Raw genomic sequence first — 16863 nt, 5'->3', positions numbered from 1 at the left:
CGGCAGGCGCTCGAAGTGACATCGGGTCCGTGTGCGAGAGGAGTGAAGTGCTCGAAGTCATCGACTTAGTCAAGCGCTACGGTGAGGTGACCGCCGTCGACGGTGTGTCCTTCCAGGTGGCGGCCGGTGAGATCGTAGGGCTGCTGGGAGTCAACGGCGCCGGGAAATCGACCACGCTGGAGACGATCGTCGGCCTGGTCACACCCGACTCGGGCACCGTCACGGTGGGCGGCCACGATGTGCGCGCACATCCGGAACAGGCCCGCGCCCACATCGGGTTCGCCGCCCAGGACACCGCCCTGTACCCGAGGCTGACCGTGCGGGAGAACCTGCGGTTCTTCGGCCGGCTCACCGGTGCGAGCCGCCACGACGCCGACGCGCGGGCGGACGAGCTGATCGGCCTCCTGGGCCTGACCGAGCAGGCCGGGCGGCTCGCGGGCGTCCTCTCCGGCGGCGAGGCGCGCCGCGCCCATGTCGCGGTCGCCCTCATGGCCCGCCCCCGCCTGCTGCTCCTGGACGAGGCCACCGTGGGCCTCGATGTCCGCACCCGCACCCACATGCTGGAGCTGGTGGTCCGGGCGGCGCGGGAGAGCGGCGCCGCCGTGCTGTTCTCCAGCCACTACCTCGCCGAGGTGGAGACCATCTGCGACCGGGTCGTGATCATCCACCGGGGCCGGGTGCTCGCCGACGGCACCGTGGCCGAGACCATCGGCCGGCACGCCAAGTCCGCCGTCGAGTTCACCTTCGGCGACGGTACCCGGCAGCGGCACGAGGTCTCCGACCCGGCGGCCGAACTGCCCGCGCTGCTGGCCCGGCTCGACACCGGCGCCGGCGCCCCCGAACTGAAGTCCGTCAACGTGCTGCCGGCCTCCCTGGAGACCGCGTTCTGGGCCCTGACCGGCGAGGAACCGGCGGGACTCGTCGAGGAGGTGGCGTGATGCGCCTCGACCGTCTGGCCGTCATCGGCGGCAACGAGTGGCGCATGCTCTGGAAGGACCAGGCCGTCGTGATGCTCCTGATCGTCACCCCCGCGGTGATGATGGGCATCATGGCGGACGGGCTCGCCCCGGTGGTCCGCGAGAGCTTCGACGCGGGCGCCACCATGAGCGGCGCCGACTTCGCCGTGCCCGGCTTCACCGTCATGTTCGCCTTCTTCATGACCGGCTTCATGGGCAACGGCTTCTTCCTGGAACGCGGTTGGGGCACCTGGCAGCGGCTGCGGGCCTCGTCCGCCCGTTCCGCGGAGGTACTGCTCGGCAAGACCGCGCCCTACGCGGCGGTCTCCACGCTCCAGATCCTGCTGATGCTCGTCTTCGGCTGGCTCGTCCTGGATCTGCACCTGCGCGGCTCCGTGGCCGGGCTCGTGCTCATGATCGTCGCGGTGGTGGCCGTCATCATGGCGATCGCTCTGTTCCTGGTCGCCCACTGCGGGTCCAGCCAGCAGATCAGCGCGCTGACCAACCTGGTCGGCATCGTCGGCGGGGTGATCGGCGGCGCCTTCCTGCCGGTGGACTCCCTGCCCGGCTGGACCCAGGTCGTCGCCTATGTCACCCCCCAGTACTGGGCGGTGGACGGCCTGTCCGGTGTCCTCGGCGCCGGGGACGGCCTGGCGGACGTGGCACCCAACGCCGCGATCCTGCTGGGCGCGGCCGTCGTACTCACCGCCGTGTCGGCACGCCGCCTGTCCCTGACGGAACAGGAACGCGTCGCCGCCTGAGGACGCCTGGACGTCCGGCGTCCGCCGGGGGGCGCTCCACGCCCCCCGGCTCCACTCGCACAACCGATAGCGAAAGGTTCACCATGGCAGTCATCCGTACCGCCGGTTCCCACTGGGAAGGCACCCTCCAGGACGGCCGGGGCACGGTCACCCTCGCCTCCTCCAACGCCGCCACCCACGAGGTGAGCTGGCCGAGCCGGGCCGAGGAACCGGCCGGCCGGACCAGCCCCGAGGAGCTGATCGCGGCGGCCCAGTGTGCCTGCTACAACATGTCCCTCACCCACACGCTGGAGAGCAAGGGCCACACCCTGGAGTCCGTGGACACCAAGGCGGAGGTCACCTTCGAACTCGGCGCGGGCCTGACCCGGCTGGCCCTGACCGTCCGCGCGACCGTCCCCGGCATCTCGGCGGAGGACTTCCGCCAGGCCGCCGAGACCGCGAAGGCCAACTGCCCGGTCACCATGGCCCTGTCCGGCATCAAGGAGATCACCCTGGACGCGGCCCTCGCCTGACCGACCCCACCCCGGCGGCCACGGAACACACCGCGGCCGCCGGGCCCGCCGTACGGCAGGCCCGGCGGCCTTGACGGAAGGACCGGGGCGGCGCGGGCCGGAAGTCCCGGAACGCGGGCCGCCCCCGCTCGTCACAGCAGGGTGTAGACGCTGTCGCTCACCTGGTTGTGGCGCGGCGGGCGGGTGCCCTTGAACCAGCTGACCCAGGACCGGGGCAGGGCCGCCCGGTCCAGGACGAAGTCGTCCAGCACCAGGCAGTCGATGTCCGAGCGCAGGAAGCAGAGCAGGGCGTCGACCGGGGTGTGCACGATCGGCTCGCCGCGCAGGTTGAAGGACGTGTTCAGCAGCAGAGGGCAGCCGGTGCGGTCGGCGAACGCCTTGATCAGGCGGTAGAACCGGCCGTTGTGCCGCTCGGTGACGGTCTGCACCCGGGCCGAGTTGTCGACGTGGGTGATGGCCGGCAGATGCAGCGGGGAGGCCACCTCGCAGGTCTCCAGCATGAACGGCGACTCGTGGTCCAGCGCGAAGTGCTCCCGGGCGTGCTCGGCCAGCACCGCGGGGGCGAACGGGCGGAAGGCCTCGCGCATCTTGACCGAGGCGTTGATCCGGTCCCGGGTGTCGTCACCGCGCGGGTCGGCGAGGATGGACCGCCCGCCGAGGGCGCGCGGGCCGAACTCCTCCCGCCCGTGGTACCAGCCGATCACCTTGCCCTCGGCCAGCCGGGCCGAGACCGCGTCCAGCAGGCCGGGCTCGTCGCCCCGGAAATCCAGGAAGGAATGGCCGGCGTACGCGCCCAGCAGTCCGGCGATCTCCTCCGAGTCGGTGCCGGAGCCGAGCAGCGCCGAACGCTGCCGGCCCTGCGACGGCCGCTCGCCGGTCAGCCGCTGATGGGCGACGGCCGCGCAGCCGAGACTGCCGCCCGCGTCGCCGGCGGCGGGCTGCACGAAGACATGCTCGAACGGCCCCTCCTCCACGATGCGGCGCACCGCGACCACGTTGAGCGCCACACCGCCGGCCATGCACAGGTTGCGACTGCCGGACATCCGGTGGGCCTTGTCGACCATGCGCAGCAGGGTTTCCTCGGTCACCAGCTGGATGGAGCGCGCCAGGTCGTAGTGCACGGTCTCGATCTCCGACTCCGGCACCCGCGGCGGCACGCCGAGCAGCTTCTCGAAGCGCTCGCCCAGCATGCCGTCCGGGTCGGCGAAGTCGAAGTACTCCAGGGCGAGCCGGAACGTGCCGTCCTCGGTGACGTGGATCAGCTGCTCGATCTGTTCCTTGAACCGTGGCTCGCCGTAAGGCGCGAGGCCCATCACCTTGTACTCGCCCTCGTTCACCTCGAAACCGAGGTAGCCGGTGACGGCGCTGTAGAGCAGGCCCAGCGAGTGCGGGAACTCGACCTGCTCGCGCAGCTCCAGCTCGGCCCCGCGCCCGACGCCCCAGGTGGTGGTGGCCCACTCTCCGACCGCGTCCACGGTGAGCACGGCGCTGTCCTCGAAGCCGGAGAAGTAGTAGGCGCTGGCGGCGTGCGAGAGGTGGTGGTCGACGAACTCGATCGGGCCCTGCCAGCCGAGCAGGTCGCGGATCTCCCGGCGCGGGCGGTCGGCGTCCAGCCGGTACCGGGCCATCGGGCCGTTGTCGGGGAAGGCGGGCAGACCGGCCCAGAGCTGGCGGTGCAGCTTCTTGGCCGGGTCCTCGTAGTAGGCCACGCAGTCCACGTCGGTGATCCGCAGGCCGGCCTGGCGCAGGCAGTCGCGGACGGCGTTGCGCGGCAGCTCCGGGTCCTGCTTGCGCCTGGTGTACCGCTCCTCATGGGAGGCGGCCACGAGCTTTCCGCCGACCAGCAGGGCGGCGGCCGAGTCGTGGAAGTGTGCCGAGATTCCCAGGATCACCGGCCCGTCGCCGGTGGTGGGGTCGGTGGTCTGCGCGGTCATCGCTGGTCTCCTTGGCTCCGGGAGGAGTACGGCTTGTCGTCGTCGGGGGTCCGGCCGTCCGGCGGTACGGAGGAGGTCATCGGGCCTCCGGGAACAGCGTCTCGGAGGCGGTCACCGTGGCCTTCGCGAACAGTGCGTCGCAGGAGGTCATCGGACCTCCAGGAACGGCGCGTCGGAGGGGAAGAGCGGTTTGAGATCGGTGAGCCAGGCCGCCCGGGGGTCGTACTCGGCGAAGAACGGCCGCCCGACGAGCTGCGGATCGCGGGCCTGGAGGTAGCGCAGCGCGAGGGCCCGCCGGCCGGCGATCTCGGTGACGCCGTCGACCACCACCTTGCCGGGGGTGGCGGACATCGACGGTCCGCGGACGGTGCGGGCCAGCCCGGTGACGCCGGACAGCGCGTCCCGGTAGATCTCCCAGGCCCGCACCAGCGGCACCCCGAAGTAGTCGCGCGGGCCGGTGTCCCGCTCCACGAAGAGGTAGTACGGGACGGCGTCGAGCGCCAGTTGGCGGGTCCACAGCTCCCGCCAGACGGCGGCGTCGTCGTTGATGGTACGGATCAGCGGGGCCTGGGTGCGGATCACCGCCCCGGCGGCCCGGACCCGCTGGACCGCCTGCCGCACCACGTCCGGGTACAGCTCGCGGGGGTGGGTGACGTGCGCCATCAGGGCGAGGTGCTTGCCGGCGGCGCGGATCTCCTCGAACAGCCGCATCAGATCGTCGGCGTCGCGGTCGGTGGTGAACCGGTACGGCCAGTAGGTCAGCGCCTTGGTGCCGATCCGGATGGTCCTGATGTGCTCCAGCTCCGGGTCGAGGAACGGCTCCAGGGCCCGGCGCAGCGGCCCGATGCCCATGATCATCGGATCGCCGCCGGTCACCAGGATGTCGGTGATCTCGGTGTGCTCGCGCAGGTAGCCGCGCAGCGCGTCGTCCTCGTCGGGGGCCGCCGCTATCTTCAGTCCGGGATCGCCGACGAACTGGGCCCAGCGGAAGCAGTAGGTGCAGTAGGCGTGGCAGGTCTGGCCCTGGCGGGGGAAGAAGAGCAGCGTCTCGCGGTACTTGTGCTGCACGCCGGAGAGCGGCTTGCCCTGCCAGTAGGCGACGTTGAGATCCGTCTGCCCGGCCGGGTGGGCGTTCATGCCCGCCCTGATCTCCCGCACGACGCGGTTCAGTTCGGCCGGCCGGGCGCCGCCGCGCAGCAGTTCGGTGACGGTCTTCAGCTCATCGGGGGCCAGCATGTCGGGCTGCGGGAAGACGAGCCGGAAGACCGGGTCCTCGGCGGCGGCGTCCCAGTCGATCAGCTCGTCCACCACGAACTGGTTGGTCTTGAACGGCAGGATCGCCGCCACCGCCCGGGTCTGCAGCTTCGTCTCGTCGTCCGCCCCGCAGCGGTCGAGCAGGGTGTCCAGGTCCCGCGCCGTGTAGGCGCGGAAGCGCGGTGTGCTGATGTCGGTCACGCTTGCTTCTCCTCCGGCCGTCCGCTGCTCGCCGCGACCGCGCGGGCGATCTGCTCGGCGGCGGTCCGGGCCGCCTGGCCGCGCAGCAGCGTGAAGTGGTCGACACCCGGCACCGAGACGGTGCCGATGTCCATGCCGAGTGCCTCGGACCAGCCGAGGGTGGGGGTGCTCCCGTCGGGACGCTCCTGGTCCCCGGCGAGCACGAGGGTGAACCGGGTGTCCCGGAACCGGGCGCGCCGCAGCCGGTAGTTCACCAGGGCGGTGGCGTGGGCGTCGAACACCCGGTACCTGCGGTGCAGGGCCCGGGTCTCGTCGTCCGCCGCCGCGGAGTCCGCCGAGGCGCCGTCGGCCGCGACCGCGCGCAGCAGGCCGGTGTCGGGCCGCTCGCCGGTCATCCGCTCCAGGTCGCGGGCAAAGGACTCCACCCGGTCGGTGGCCGGGTCGGCGAAGTGGGCGAAGGCCCCGGACCCGGGCGCGTAGCTGTCCAGCAGGGTCACCGAGGCGGTCCCGACCCCCTCGATGGAGAGCTGCCGGGCCATCTCGTAGGCGACCACGCCGCCCATCGACCAGGCCGCGAAGTGGTACGGGCCCTCCGGCTGCGCCTGCTGGATCTCGCGCAGGTAGGCGGCGGCCATCTCCTGCACGGTGCGGAAGACGGTGCCGGTCTCCAGGCCGGGCGAGCGGACGCCGAGCACCGTGATGTCGGCCGGCAGCGCGGCGGCGAGCTCGCGGAAGCAGAGCACGTCACCGCCGATCGGGTGCACCACGAAGAGCAGCGGGCCGCCGGGGGTGCCCGGGCGCAGCGGCAGCAGCACCTCGCCGGCCTGCTCGGCGGAGGGCCCGGTCAGGCCGCGCACCGTCCGGGCCAGGTGCTCGATCCGCGGTCCCTCCAGCAGCTGGCGCAGCGACAGCGACACACCGGTCCGCTTGCGTATCCGGGTGAGCAGGATGGTGGCGAGCAGCGAGTGGCCGCCGACGGCGAAGAAGTCGTCGGTGACGCCGAAGTCCCGCTGGTCGAGCAGGTCGGCCCAGATCTGCCAGATCAGCTCCTCGGTCTCGTCGCGGGGCGCGATCCGCTCGGCGGTCCGCCGGGGCGCGCCGCGGCGCAGCGCGGACCGGTCGAGCTTGCCGTTCGGCAGCAGGGCGAACCGGTCGACGAACAGGAAGAGTCCGGGCACCATGGCCAGCGCCATCCGCTGCCGCGCGTAGTCGCGCAGCGTCTCGGCGCTCAGCACGGAGCCGGGCGTCCTGACGACGTAGGCGACCAGGGTGCCGTCGCCCTCGCCGTCCTTGTCCACGTCGACGTGGACCTGCCGTACCTCGGGGTGGGTGGCCAGCTCGGCCGCCACCTCGGCCGGGTGCACCCGCACGCCGCGCACCTTGAGCAGGTCGTCGCGGCGGCCCTCGATGTGGATCTCGCCGTCGGCACCGACCACGGCGAGGTCACCGGTGCGGTAGACGAGATCGTCCGGGCCGGTGGCGCGCGGATGGGGCCGGAACGCCGAGTCCGCGCCGGTGTCACCGAGGTAGCCCAGGGTGCGGTAGGGCGTGCGCAGGACGATCTCGCCGCGCTCGCCGGGGCCGCACGGGCGGTCGTCGGCACCGAGCACGACGGCCTGGCCGCCGGGCAGCGCCCGGCCCACCGGCACCGGACCGGCGTCCTGATCGGGCGTCACCCGGTGGTAGGTCTTGATCATCGTGGTCTCGGTGGGACCGTAGAAGTTGACGATCTCGGCGTCCGGGCCGAGCAGCTTCTCGCGCAGCCGCGCGACCAGCCCGCCGTTCAGCGGCTCGCCGGCGAGGCAGAGCAGCCGCAGGTGGGGCAGCCGGGCCGGGGCCGGATCGGCCTCGCGCAGCCAGGCGGTCACCACGCTGGGCGTGGTGTGCACGATGGTGATCCGCTCCCGGGCCAGCCACTCCACGGTGCGCGCGGTGTCGTCCAGGTCGGCGGCGGACGGCAGGCAGAGGGTCGCGCCCCGGGTGAGCGGGACGAAGACGTCGCGCAGCATGGCGTCGAAGGAGAGGGTGGTCAGCTGGGCTACCCGGTCGCCGGGGCGCACATCGAACTCGGCGGTCTCCCAGTCGATGAAGTGGTCCAGGCCGCGGTGCCGGCCGAGCACCGCCTTGGCCTCACCGGTGGTGCCGGAGGTGAAGAAGATGTACGCCGGGTCGTCGGGCCCCACCGGGCCGGGCCCGGGTGCGCCGTCGGCGCTCTTGACCAGGCTGTCGAAGGACAGCCGGTTCACCTCGACGCCGGTCGGCGCGTCGGCGGCGGTGCTCGGTTCGGTGAGCAGGACCCGGCGGACGTTGGCCTTGCCGGCCATGGTTGCGAGCCGGGGCCCGGGCAGCCCTTCGTCCATCGGCATCGCCACGGCGCCGGCGCCCAGTGCGCCGACCAGTGCGGCCACCGTGGCGGGGGACTTTCCGCCCAGGATGCCGATCCGCTCACCCGGACGCAGTTCGCGGGCCGCGCCCAGCGCCGCGTCGGCCAGCCGGCGGTACGTCACCTCGCCCTCGGCCCAGTGGACGGCGACGGCGTCCGGGGTGGCGGCGGCCTGGCGGTGGACGAGCTCGGCGACCCGGGTGTACTCCGCCGGGGGCAGCTCGGTGTCGAAGGGGTGGCTCTCGCCGTAGGCCAGGCCGAGCGGGCGGGCCGGCTGCTCGGCGGCGAAGCGCAGCAGACGGGTGAGCCGCTCCCCGAGGGCATCGGCGTACTCGTGCTGGACGGTGTCCGCGTCGTACTCGAGGTCGAGCACGGTGCCGCCCGGCTCCGGGCGGACCACCACGGTGAGGTCGAACTTGGCGGTGGGCGCGGCACCGGTGCCGTCCGCCGCGTCGGCCACCACGTCGACGGGCCGCAGCACGGCCGTCTCGCCCGGCTGTTCCTCGCGGGGCGGCATCCGCAGCAGCACCGAGAACAGGGGACCGCGCTCGCCACCGCGGGCGGCGGCGACGGCGTCCATGACCTGGGCGTAGGAGGCGTCCCGGTGTCCGGCGGCCTCCACCAGGGTGGCGCGGACCCGGCCCAGCGCCTCCTCGAAGCTGGGGTCGCCGGACAGGTCGAAGGCGTAGGCGTGGGTGCGGACGAAGAAGCCGACGACATCGTCGAACTCCTCGCGGTCGCGGCCGATGCTGTCGCTGCCGATCACCACCTTGTCCTGCGCCGACGCGCGGGAGAGCGCGTAGGCCAGGACGGTCATCATGGCCATGTACTCGGTGGCGTCGGCCCCCGCGCAGTACCGGGCGAGCCGGTCCGCCACCTCGGGGGCCAGCGGCAGGCGGATCACCCGCGCCTGGTGCGGGCGTTCACCGGGGACCGGGCGGCCGAGCGGCAGGTCGGGCCGGCGGGCGTCGGCGAGCAGCTCGCGCCAGTAGGCCAGGTCGGCCTCGGCCCGCTCGCCGGTGGTCCGGCCCGACCGCCAGACCGCCCAGTCCCCGAAGTCCAGCCGGGGCTCGGCCGAGTCCAGGTGGGCGTGCCGGTCGGTGCCGGCGAGCAGCGCGTCGATCTGCTCGGCGACCATCCGCCAGGAGACCGCGTCACAGCACAGATGGTGGATGGTCAGGCCGACCAGCAGTTCCCGTTCGGCCACCCGCACGGTGCGCACCCGCACCGGGGGGCCGGTGACCAGGTCGAACGGGACGGCGGCGGCCTCGGTCAGCGCGGCCACGGCGGCGGCCCGGTCGGCGTGGGCCGGCAGCCGTGCGAAGTCCACATCGGCGGGCCCCGCCAGCTGCATCGGGCGTCCGTCGGCCTCCTCGCGGAAACGCAGCCGCAGCGCCTGGTGGCGGCGGCAGACGGTGCGGACGGCGTCCCATACCGCCTCCTCGTCCAGCTCGGCCGGGAGGGTGAAGACGCCCGCCATGTTGTAGGCGGCGCTGCCCGGGTCGAGCTGCTGGAGGTACCACAGGCCCTCCTGCTCCGGGGAGAGCGGCCGTGGCGCGTCAGGGGCGGCGGGCACCGGTACGGGCTCCTCCCGCACCGTACTCGCCCCGGCCCGCAGTGCCTCGTCCACCGCCGTCGCGAGGGCGGCGACCGTGGCGGACTCGAAGAGCGTGGTCAGGCTCAGGTCGACGGCGAAGTCGCGCCGGAGCCGGGCCAGCACCCGCGCCATCAGCAGCGAGTGGCCACCGAGGTGGAAGAAGTTCGTGTGCCGGGAGCCGACCTCCTGCCGCAGCACCTCCGACCAGATCGCGGCGACCCGGCGCTCGGTGTCGGTCCACTCGCCGTCGTCCGGTGCGGCCTCGGCGGCCGGGGCCGCCTGCTCGGGCTCGGGCAGCGCGGCCCGGTCGAGCTTGCCGTGCCCGGTGAGCGGCAGGCGCTCCAGCGGGATTACGTGGGCGGGGACCATGGCGTTGGAGCCGTGCCGGGCCACATTGGCGCGGACCGCGGCGGCGTCGGGGCGGGAGCCGGGCGCGGGCACCAGGTAGGCGGCGAGGGCGGGGCCCTCCTCGCCCGGGCGGACCACCACGGCGGCGTCCTTGACCTCGGGCATCCGCCGGATCACCGCGGCGACTTCCGCCGGGTGGACCCGGACGCCCAGGATCTTGACCTGGTCGTCCGCCCGGCCCTGGATCTCCAGGTTGCCCTGCGGGTCGAGCCGGCCCAGGTCGCCGGTGCGCTGCACCAGGTCGTCCGGGTCGTCCGGGTTGAGCGGGTTGACCTCGAACAGCGGTGCGGCGTCCGGTGCGGGGCGCCACAGACCGCGGGTCAGATAGCGGGTGCGGATCAGTACCTCGCCGGGCTCCCCGACGCCGCAGCGGCGCCCGCGCTTGTTGACCACGAGCAGTTCGGCCCCGTCGGTGGCGGTGCCGACCGGGAGGATGCCGTCGGGCACCTCGCCCCGCGGGACGGGGTACCAGGCCTTGAGGATGGTGGCCTCGGTGGTGCCGTAGAGGTTGACGAACCCGAGGTCCGGGGCGCCGGTGGCGGCGCGCCAGCGGTTGACCAGGCTGCCCGCGAGCGGTTCGCCGGAGAGGCAGACCAGCCGCAGTGCCGGGAAGCCGGTGCCGGCGGGCAGTTCGGAGAGCAGGGTGGCGAGGACGCTCGGAACCGTCTGCAGAATCGTTACGGCGTCGGTGCGCAGCCAGTCCAGCACCCGCGCCACGTCCACGAACGGACGGTCGGTGGGCGGCAGGCAGACGGTGGCGCCCGCGATCAGGGCCGGGAAGAGGTCCTTGAACAGCGCGTCGAAGGTCAGCGCGGCCATCTGGGCGACCCGGTCCCCGGCGCCGAAGTCCAGGGCCCGCTGCTCCCAGACGCAGAACTGGGTGAGCGCGCCGTGCCAGCCCAGCACCCCGCGCGGAGTGCCGGTGGTGCCGGAGGTGAAGCACAGGTAGGCGGGCGACTCGATGCCGACCTCGGGGAGTGCCGCCCCGCCGTCGTCCAGCCCGGCCGCCCGCACCACGGGCCGGCCGGCGAGCTCGTCCGGCAGGTCCTCCCCGGTGGTGTCCAGGATCAGCCTCGGCCGCGCGGCCGCGAGCACGTCCAGGACCCGGCCCTGCGGCTGGGTGACATCGATCATGGTGAGGATCGCGCCGGCCCGCAGAACGCCCAGGAGGGCCACGACCGTCTCCACCGACCGGCCGCCGCGTACCGCCACCACGTCGCCGCCGCCGACGCCGGCCGCGAGCAGGCCGCGCGCCGTGGCGTGGTAGCGCTCGACGAGTTCGCGGTAGCTGCACGCTCTGTCGCCGCGCAGCACCGCGACGGCGTCGGGGTGGCGCGAGGCGGTGGCCTCGATCAGCGCGGGGACGGTGTGCTCGGGCGATTGCCGCGCCGCCGTGGGGGAGGGGCTGCGGTGATCGCTGACATGCGTCATCTCGGTGTCAGTTCCAATCTTCCGGTCGGGGACGACCTGCGGGCCGGTCAGAGCGGGATCTCGTCGATGTACGCGTCGGGTCCGTCGACCGCCGCCTCGATGAACGCGGCGAGCTGACGCGCCATCACGGCGGCGCGTTCGGCGGAGATCCGCCCCCGGGCGTGGACCAGGCGTGCCTCGTACCCGGTGGTGAACGGGAAGACCTCGAACTTGAGGTCGTAGTGCGTGTGGCGCGGCGGAAGCTGGTGGACCGCCACGCTGCGGCCGCCGGCCTCGCGCCGCCAGGCCGGCATGTTCTGGAACACGAAGAGGTTCTGGAACACCGGCAGCCGGTCGGCTCCGCGGGCGCCGCCGAGGTCGGCGACGATCCGTTCCATGGGCACCACCGAGTGGCGCGCCCCGTCCACGACCACGGCCCGGGCCCGGTCCAGGACGTCGAGGAAGGTGGCGTCCTCGTCGATGTCCAGGCGCTGCGGGACGGTGGTGATGAAGTTGCCGGCCATGCGGCCGGTCCACTCCGGTGTCCGGTTGGCCATCGGGGTGCCGACGACCACGGTCTCCTGGCCGCAGATCCGGGACAGCCAGGCGGTGTACCCGGCCAGCAGCGCCATGAACTCGGTGACCCGGCGCTCCCGGCACAGGGCGCGCAGCCGGGTGCCGAAACCGGGCGACCAGGTCAGGTCGACGGCGTCGGCGGGGGCGCTGAGCGCGGCCGGGCGCGGCCCGTCGGCGGGCAGGTCCAGCCCGTCCGGCGCGCCGGCCAGTACGGTGCGCCAGTGCCGCAGGGACTCCTCGACGGCGGCCAGGTGCTCGGCGTCGGCTTCCCGTTCCCGCTGCCAGGCGGCGTGGTCGACGATCTGCCGTCGTCCGGGCTCGGCGGGCAGGCCGTCCGCGGCCAGGAGCGCGACGAGGTCCTCGGCGAGCAGCGACCAGGTCCAGCCGTCGGTGATGATCTGGTGGGTGACCACCACCAGCAGGTGGTCGTGTTCCCCGAGGCTGACACCCCGGGCCCGCAGCGGGGCCCCGGAGCCGAGGTCGAACGGCTCGTGGGCGAGGTCGGTGATGTGTGCCCGGGTGAGCTCGGCGGGGTCGCTGCCGGCCGGGGCGTCCGTCCAGGGCAGCGGCGGGCCGTCGGGGGCGATCACGGCGCGCGGTTCGCCGTCGACCGCGACGTACCGGGTGCGCAGCACCTCGTGCCGGGCCAGCAGGCGGGCGAAGGCATCGCCGACCTGCTCCCTGGTCGCGCCGGTGATCCGGAACGCGGTCGGGGCGCTCATCGCGGTGCTGTCCGGCTCCAGCTCTTGGAGGAACCACAGGCGTTCCTGGGCGCGGTTGGGCCGCAGGACGCCGTCGCGCGGGACCTCGGGGGGAAGCTCCCGCGGGCGGTGGCCGCCCTTCGCGAGGAGTTCGCGCAGCGCGTCCAGGGTGGGCCGGGCCAGGAAGTCGGCGAGGGACAGCCGCACACCGAACTCCTCGGCGATGTCGCCCAGCAGCCGTACCGCGTGCAGCGAGGTGCCGCCGGCCTCGAAGAAGTGCGGCTGGGAGCTGCCGAGCACCGCGGCCCAGGCCCGTTCCACCGGGTCCGGGGACCCGGCGACCGGCTCGGGGCCGGCCCGCCCCTCCACCAGCCGGCGCAGGGCCGCCACGTCGGCTTTGCCGTGCGCGGTCTTCGGGATGGCGTCCACCGGCGTGAGGGTCGCCGGGATCGAGCTCGCGGGCAGCACCCGGGCGAGGTCGGCGCGCCAGTCGTACCGGCCGGCGTCCGGGGCCGGCACGGCGACGGCGGCCAGCCGGACCATGCCCGCGGCGTCGGTCCGGGTCAGCACGACGCACTCCTCGACGTAGGGCAGGGCCAGCAGGGCGGCCTCCACCTCGCCGAGTTCGATCCGCACGCCGCCGACCTTCACCTGGCGGTCGTTGCGGCCGTGGTAGAGGTACGCGCCGTCCGGCCGGCGGGAGGCCAGGTCGCCGGTGCGGTACATCCGCCGGCCCGGGTCGGCCGGGTGCGGTACGAAGCGTTCGGCGGTGAGCTCCGGCCGGTTGAGGTAGCCGCGGGCGACGCCGGCACCGGCGATGCACAGTTCGCCGGTCTCGCCGGCGGGCAGCTCGGCGCCTCGCTCGTCCAGGACGAGCAGTTCGATGCCGGTGATGGGCCGGCCGATCGGGACCGGCTCGTCGAGCGGCCGGCCGGGCTCGCACTGCCAGTGGGTGACGTCCACGGCGGCCTCGGTGGGGCCGTAGAGGTTGTGCAGTTCGGCGTGCGGGAGCCGTTCGAAGAAGCGCTGGGCGAGATCCTGGCCCAGGGCCTCGCCACTGACCATCACCGCGCGCAGCCCGGGACAGGCTCCGGGCGGCAGCCGGCGGAGGAACTCACGGAGCATGCTGGGCACGAAGTGGGTGACGGTCACCCGCCGCTCCGCCAGGAAGCGCGCCAGGTAGTCCGGGTCGCGGTGGCCGTCGGGCAGGGCGAAGGCGAGTTCCGCCCCGGTCGTCAGCGGCCAGAGGAACTCCCACACCGAGACGTCGAAGGTGTACGGGGTCTTCTGCGCGACCACGTCGCCGGGCCCGAGGCCGAAGCGGTCCTGCATCCAGCGCAGCCGGTTGACGATGGCCGCGTGCTCGGTCAGCACGCCCTTGGGGCGGCCGGTGGAGCCGGAGGTGTAGATGACGTAGGCCAGGTCGGCGGGCGCGGCCGCGTCGGTCCCGGCCGTGTGGGTCACGGTCGCGTCGGTCCCGGTCGCCGTGGCGCGGGCGGTGGACCCGGTGCCGGGGGTGTCACCGGCGTCGGCGGTCTCACCGGCGTCGGCGGTGGACCCGGAGCCGGCGGTGTCCCCGGTGTCGCGCGGGGAGAAGCACGGGATGCCCCCGGCGAGGGCGGCGAGCCGCTCCGGGGCGCCGGTCAGCACGGCGACGGGCGCGGCGTCCCCCAGCAGATCCCGGACGCGGTCGTCCGGGTCGGCGGTGGACAGCGGCAGCCAGGCGGCGCCGGCGCGGAGCACCGCGACGATCGCCACCGCCAGGTCCACCGAGCGCTCCAGATGGAGGGCCACGACGCGGTCGGCGGCGGCGCCGGTCCGGACCAGCCGGGCCGCCAGCGCGGCCGAACGGCGGTCGAGCTCGCGGTAGTCGACCACCTCGCGGTGGTCCGACACCGCGGGCCGGTCAGGCGTCCGCCGGAACTGCTCGACCAGCAGGGCCACCAGAGTGGTGGCCGAATGCGGGTACGGATTCGGCTCCGACCGGGAACCAGGCACAGTAAAATCTCTCCCCGGATTGATTGATGGAGCGTCAGATCGACGAGCAACGCGATTGATTGACGCGCAATCAGCTCGGAACGCTCCCAATGCTCCCTGGAGACTCGCACGGCCCGTGGTGATCAGGGAAGATCACCCCCGACGTGATCTATTTCACAGTACAAGTGTCATGATCACTACTGCTAAAGTCGCAGGCCGCAGCCGGTCGGGCCAGCGAATCGGGTGGCACCGGACGGTCACTAAGTCGTCGTTTACGAGGGGGAGTTGGCGTGTGCGGACTCGCGGGCTTTGTGGGGTTGCGGCACGATCCACGATGGGCGCGTGAGACGCTGGAGGCGATGGGCGCGGTGATCGCCCACCGCGGCCCGGACTCCCTGGGCTTCCACGTCGACGAGGCCGTGGCCTTCGGCTTTACCCGTCTCGCCATCAGGGACCTCGCCTCCGGCGACCAGCCGATGTACGACGAGAGCCGGCAGATCGTCGCCATGACGACCGGCGAGATCTACAACTACCGGCAATTGCGTGAGCTTCTCGTGTCGCGCGGCCACACCTTGCACACACAATGCGACACCGAGGTCATTCCGCACCTTTACGAGGAGTTCGGCCGGGACTTTGTCGGCAAGTTGGACGGACAGTTCGCGATCGTCCTTTTCGACTATCGCGAGCGGGTCTTCCTGGCCGCCCGCGACCATTTCGGAGTAACACCGCTCTTCTACGCGCACCGGGACGGCGAAATCGTCTTCGGCTCCGAAATCAAGGCCATGCTGGAACACCCGGCGGTTCAGCGCCGGGTCGATCCGGTCGGCCTCGACCAAGTTCTCACACTGCCCGGTTTGGTGAGCCCGAGAACGATGTTCGAAGGCGTCCACAGCGTGCCGCCCGGCACCGCCGTGGAGTTCCGCCCGGGCGAGACGCCCAAGACCTGGACCTACTGGGACCTCGCCTACCCCCGCGCCGACGCGGAACTCGAGCGGCACGACGAGTCCTACTACGTCGACCGGGTCGAGGAGTTGCTGATCCGGTCGGTCGAGAAGCGGCTGCAGTCCGACGTGCCCGTGGGGCTCTACCTCAGCGGGGGACTCGACTCCTCACTGATCGGCGCCGTCATGCGCCACCTGCTGCCGGACAGCGAGATCCGCTCCTTCGCGGCGGCCTTCCCGGAGCGCGAGCTCTCCGAGAGCGACTACCAGCGGCTGATGAGCGATGTGCTGGACACCGCCCACTGCGAACGCATGGTGGCGGACGAGGAGATCGGCGCCCGGCTGCGCGACGTCGTCTGGCACACCGAGTGTCCGCTCAAGGAGTCCTACAACTCCGCCGCACACGCCCTGTCCGAGGCGGTCCAGGACGCCGGCGTCAAGGTGGTGCTCACCGGCCAGGGCTCCGACGAGTTCTTCGGCGGCTACGTCGGCTACCGCTTCGACCGCTTCCGCCGGGACCAGCCGGGCACGGCGGTCTCCACCGACCTCGCCGAGGCCCGGCTGCGCGCCCGGCTGTGGGGCGACGAAAGCTTCTTCTACGAACGCAACGACGTCGAGTTCCGCTCCGTCAAGGCCGGTCTGTACTCGGCCGCGGTGCGCGAACGGCAGCACACCGTCGACTGCCTGGAGCACCCGCTGGTCGACCGGGAGCGCCTGACCGGCCTGCACGACCTGCACCGCCGCTCGTACCTGGACCTGAAGCTGCGGCTCGGGGACCACCTGCTCGGCGACCACGGCGACCGTATGACCTTCTCCCACTCCGTGGAATCCCGTCATCCGTTTCTCGACCGCGAACTGATCGAGTTCCTGGCCACCGTGCCGCCGGACCTGAAACTCCAGGGCCTGGAGGAGAAGTACCTGCTCAAGCAGGTCGCCCGGAACTGGATTCCGGGCCGCATCGTGGACCGTGAGAAATTCGGCTTCACAGCGCCGGGCAGCCCCCACCTGCTCCGCCAGGACGACCCCGCCATCAAGGCACTGCTCTCCCGCGACCGCATCGAGGCCGACGGCTACTTCGACCCGGACCGGGTGGAGCGACTCGTACGGCAGTACTCGACCCCCGGGTTCCGCATCAACGTCCCGTTCGAGACGGACCTGCTGATGACGGTCATCACCTTCAACATGCTTCTCGACCTGTACGACCTTCCGGCGTACACCGCCTGACGACCGGGCCGCGACGCGCCGACCACCA

8 protein-coding genes are annotated in these 16863 nt (G+C 72.9%); 4 read left to right on the top strand and 4 right to left on the bottom strand.

The annotated features are described in order from the left end of the window. The first annotated feature begins 47 nt into the window (after positions 1-47). From IH25_RS0102340 to IH25_RS0102330, 3 genes are all read left to right on the top strand, one after another. A complete protein-coding gene (locus IH25_RS0102340; protein ID WP_030601956.1) occupies positions 48-938 on the top strand; it encodes an ABC transporter ATP-binding protein in 891 nt (296 codons plus the stop codon). Continuing rightward, a complete protein-coding gene (locus tag IH25_RS0102335; RefSeq protein WP_030601953.1) occupies positions 938-1717 on the top strand; it encodes an ABC transporter permease in 780 nt (259 codons plus the stop codon). The genes IH25_RS0102340 and IH25_RS0102335 overlap by 1 nt, the downstream gene beginning before the upstream one ends. 83 nt (positions 1718-1800) lie before the next feature. Beyond that, a complete protein-coding gene (locus IH25_RS0102330) occupies positions 1801-2229 on the top strand; it encodes an OsmC family peroxiredoxin (protein WP_030601950.1) in 429 nt (142 codons plus the stop codon). Between the two features lie 131 nt (positions 2230-2360). Here the strand turns inward: IH25_RS0102330 and IH25_RS0102325 are convergent, their stop codons facing one another. From IH25_RS0102325 to IH25_RS0102310, 4 genes are all read right to left on the bottom strand, one after another. Continuing rightward, positions 2361-4163 carry a carbamoyltransferase family protein gene (locus IH25_RS0102325; protein ID WP_051753648.1) on the bottom strand — a complete coding sequence of 601 codons (1803 nt, stop codon included), beginning with the start codon at positions 4161-4163 and terminating at the stop codon, positions 2361-2363. A 147-nt stretch (positions 4164-4310) separates the two neighbouring features. Continuing rightward, a complete protein-coding gene (locus tag IH25_RS0102320) occupies positions 4311-5618 on the bottom strand; it encodes a KamA family radical SAM protein (protein ID WP_037654163.1) in 1308 nt (435 codons plus the stop codon). Continuing rightward, positions 5615-11437 (bottom strand): AMP-binding protein, encoded by a 5823-nt coding sequence (locus IH25_RS37235; RefSeq protein ID WP_037654162.1) that lies wholly within the window; start codon positions 11435-11437, stop codon positions 5615-5617. Before IH25_RS37235 ends, IH25_RS0102320 begins: the two co-directional genes overlap by 4 nt. A 47-nt stretch (positions 11438-11484) precedes the next feature. Next, the gene (locus tag IH25_RS0102310) at positions 11485-14691 is read right to left on the bottom strand and encodes a non-ribosomal peptide synthetase (RefSeq protein ID WP_157846924.1); all 3207 of its coding nucleotides are present in this window, start codon (positions 14689-14691) and stop codon (positions 11485-11487) included. Between the two features lie 269 nt (positions 14692-14960). Between IH25_RS0102310 and asnB the strand changes: the two genes are divergently transcribed. Next, entirely contained in the window at positions 14961-16835 is a 1875-nt protein-coding gene (gene asnB / locus IH25_RS0102305; RefSeq protein ID WP_030601940.1) for an asparagine synthase (glutamine-hydrolyzing), read from the top strand. The last annotated feature ends 28 nt before the right edge of the window (positions 16836-16863 follow it).

The sequence above is a fragment of the Streptomyces achromogenes subsp. achromogenes genome, assembly GCF_000720835.1.
Taxonomy (GTDB): Bacteria; Actinomycetota; Actinomycetes; order Streptomycetales; family Streptomycetaceae; genus Streptomyces; species Streptomyces achromogenes.
Note: the sequence above shows the minus strand (reverse complement) of the source record. Positions and strands in the feature narration are given on the sequence as shown.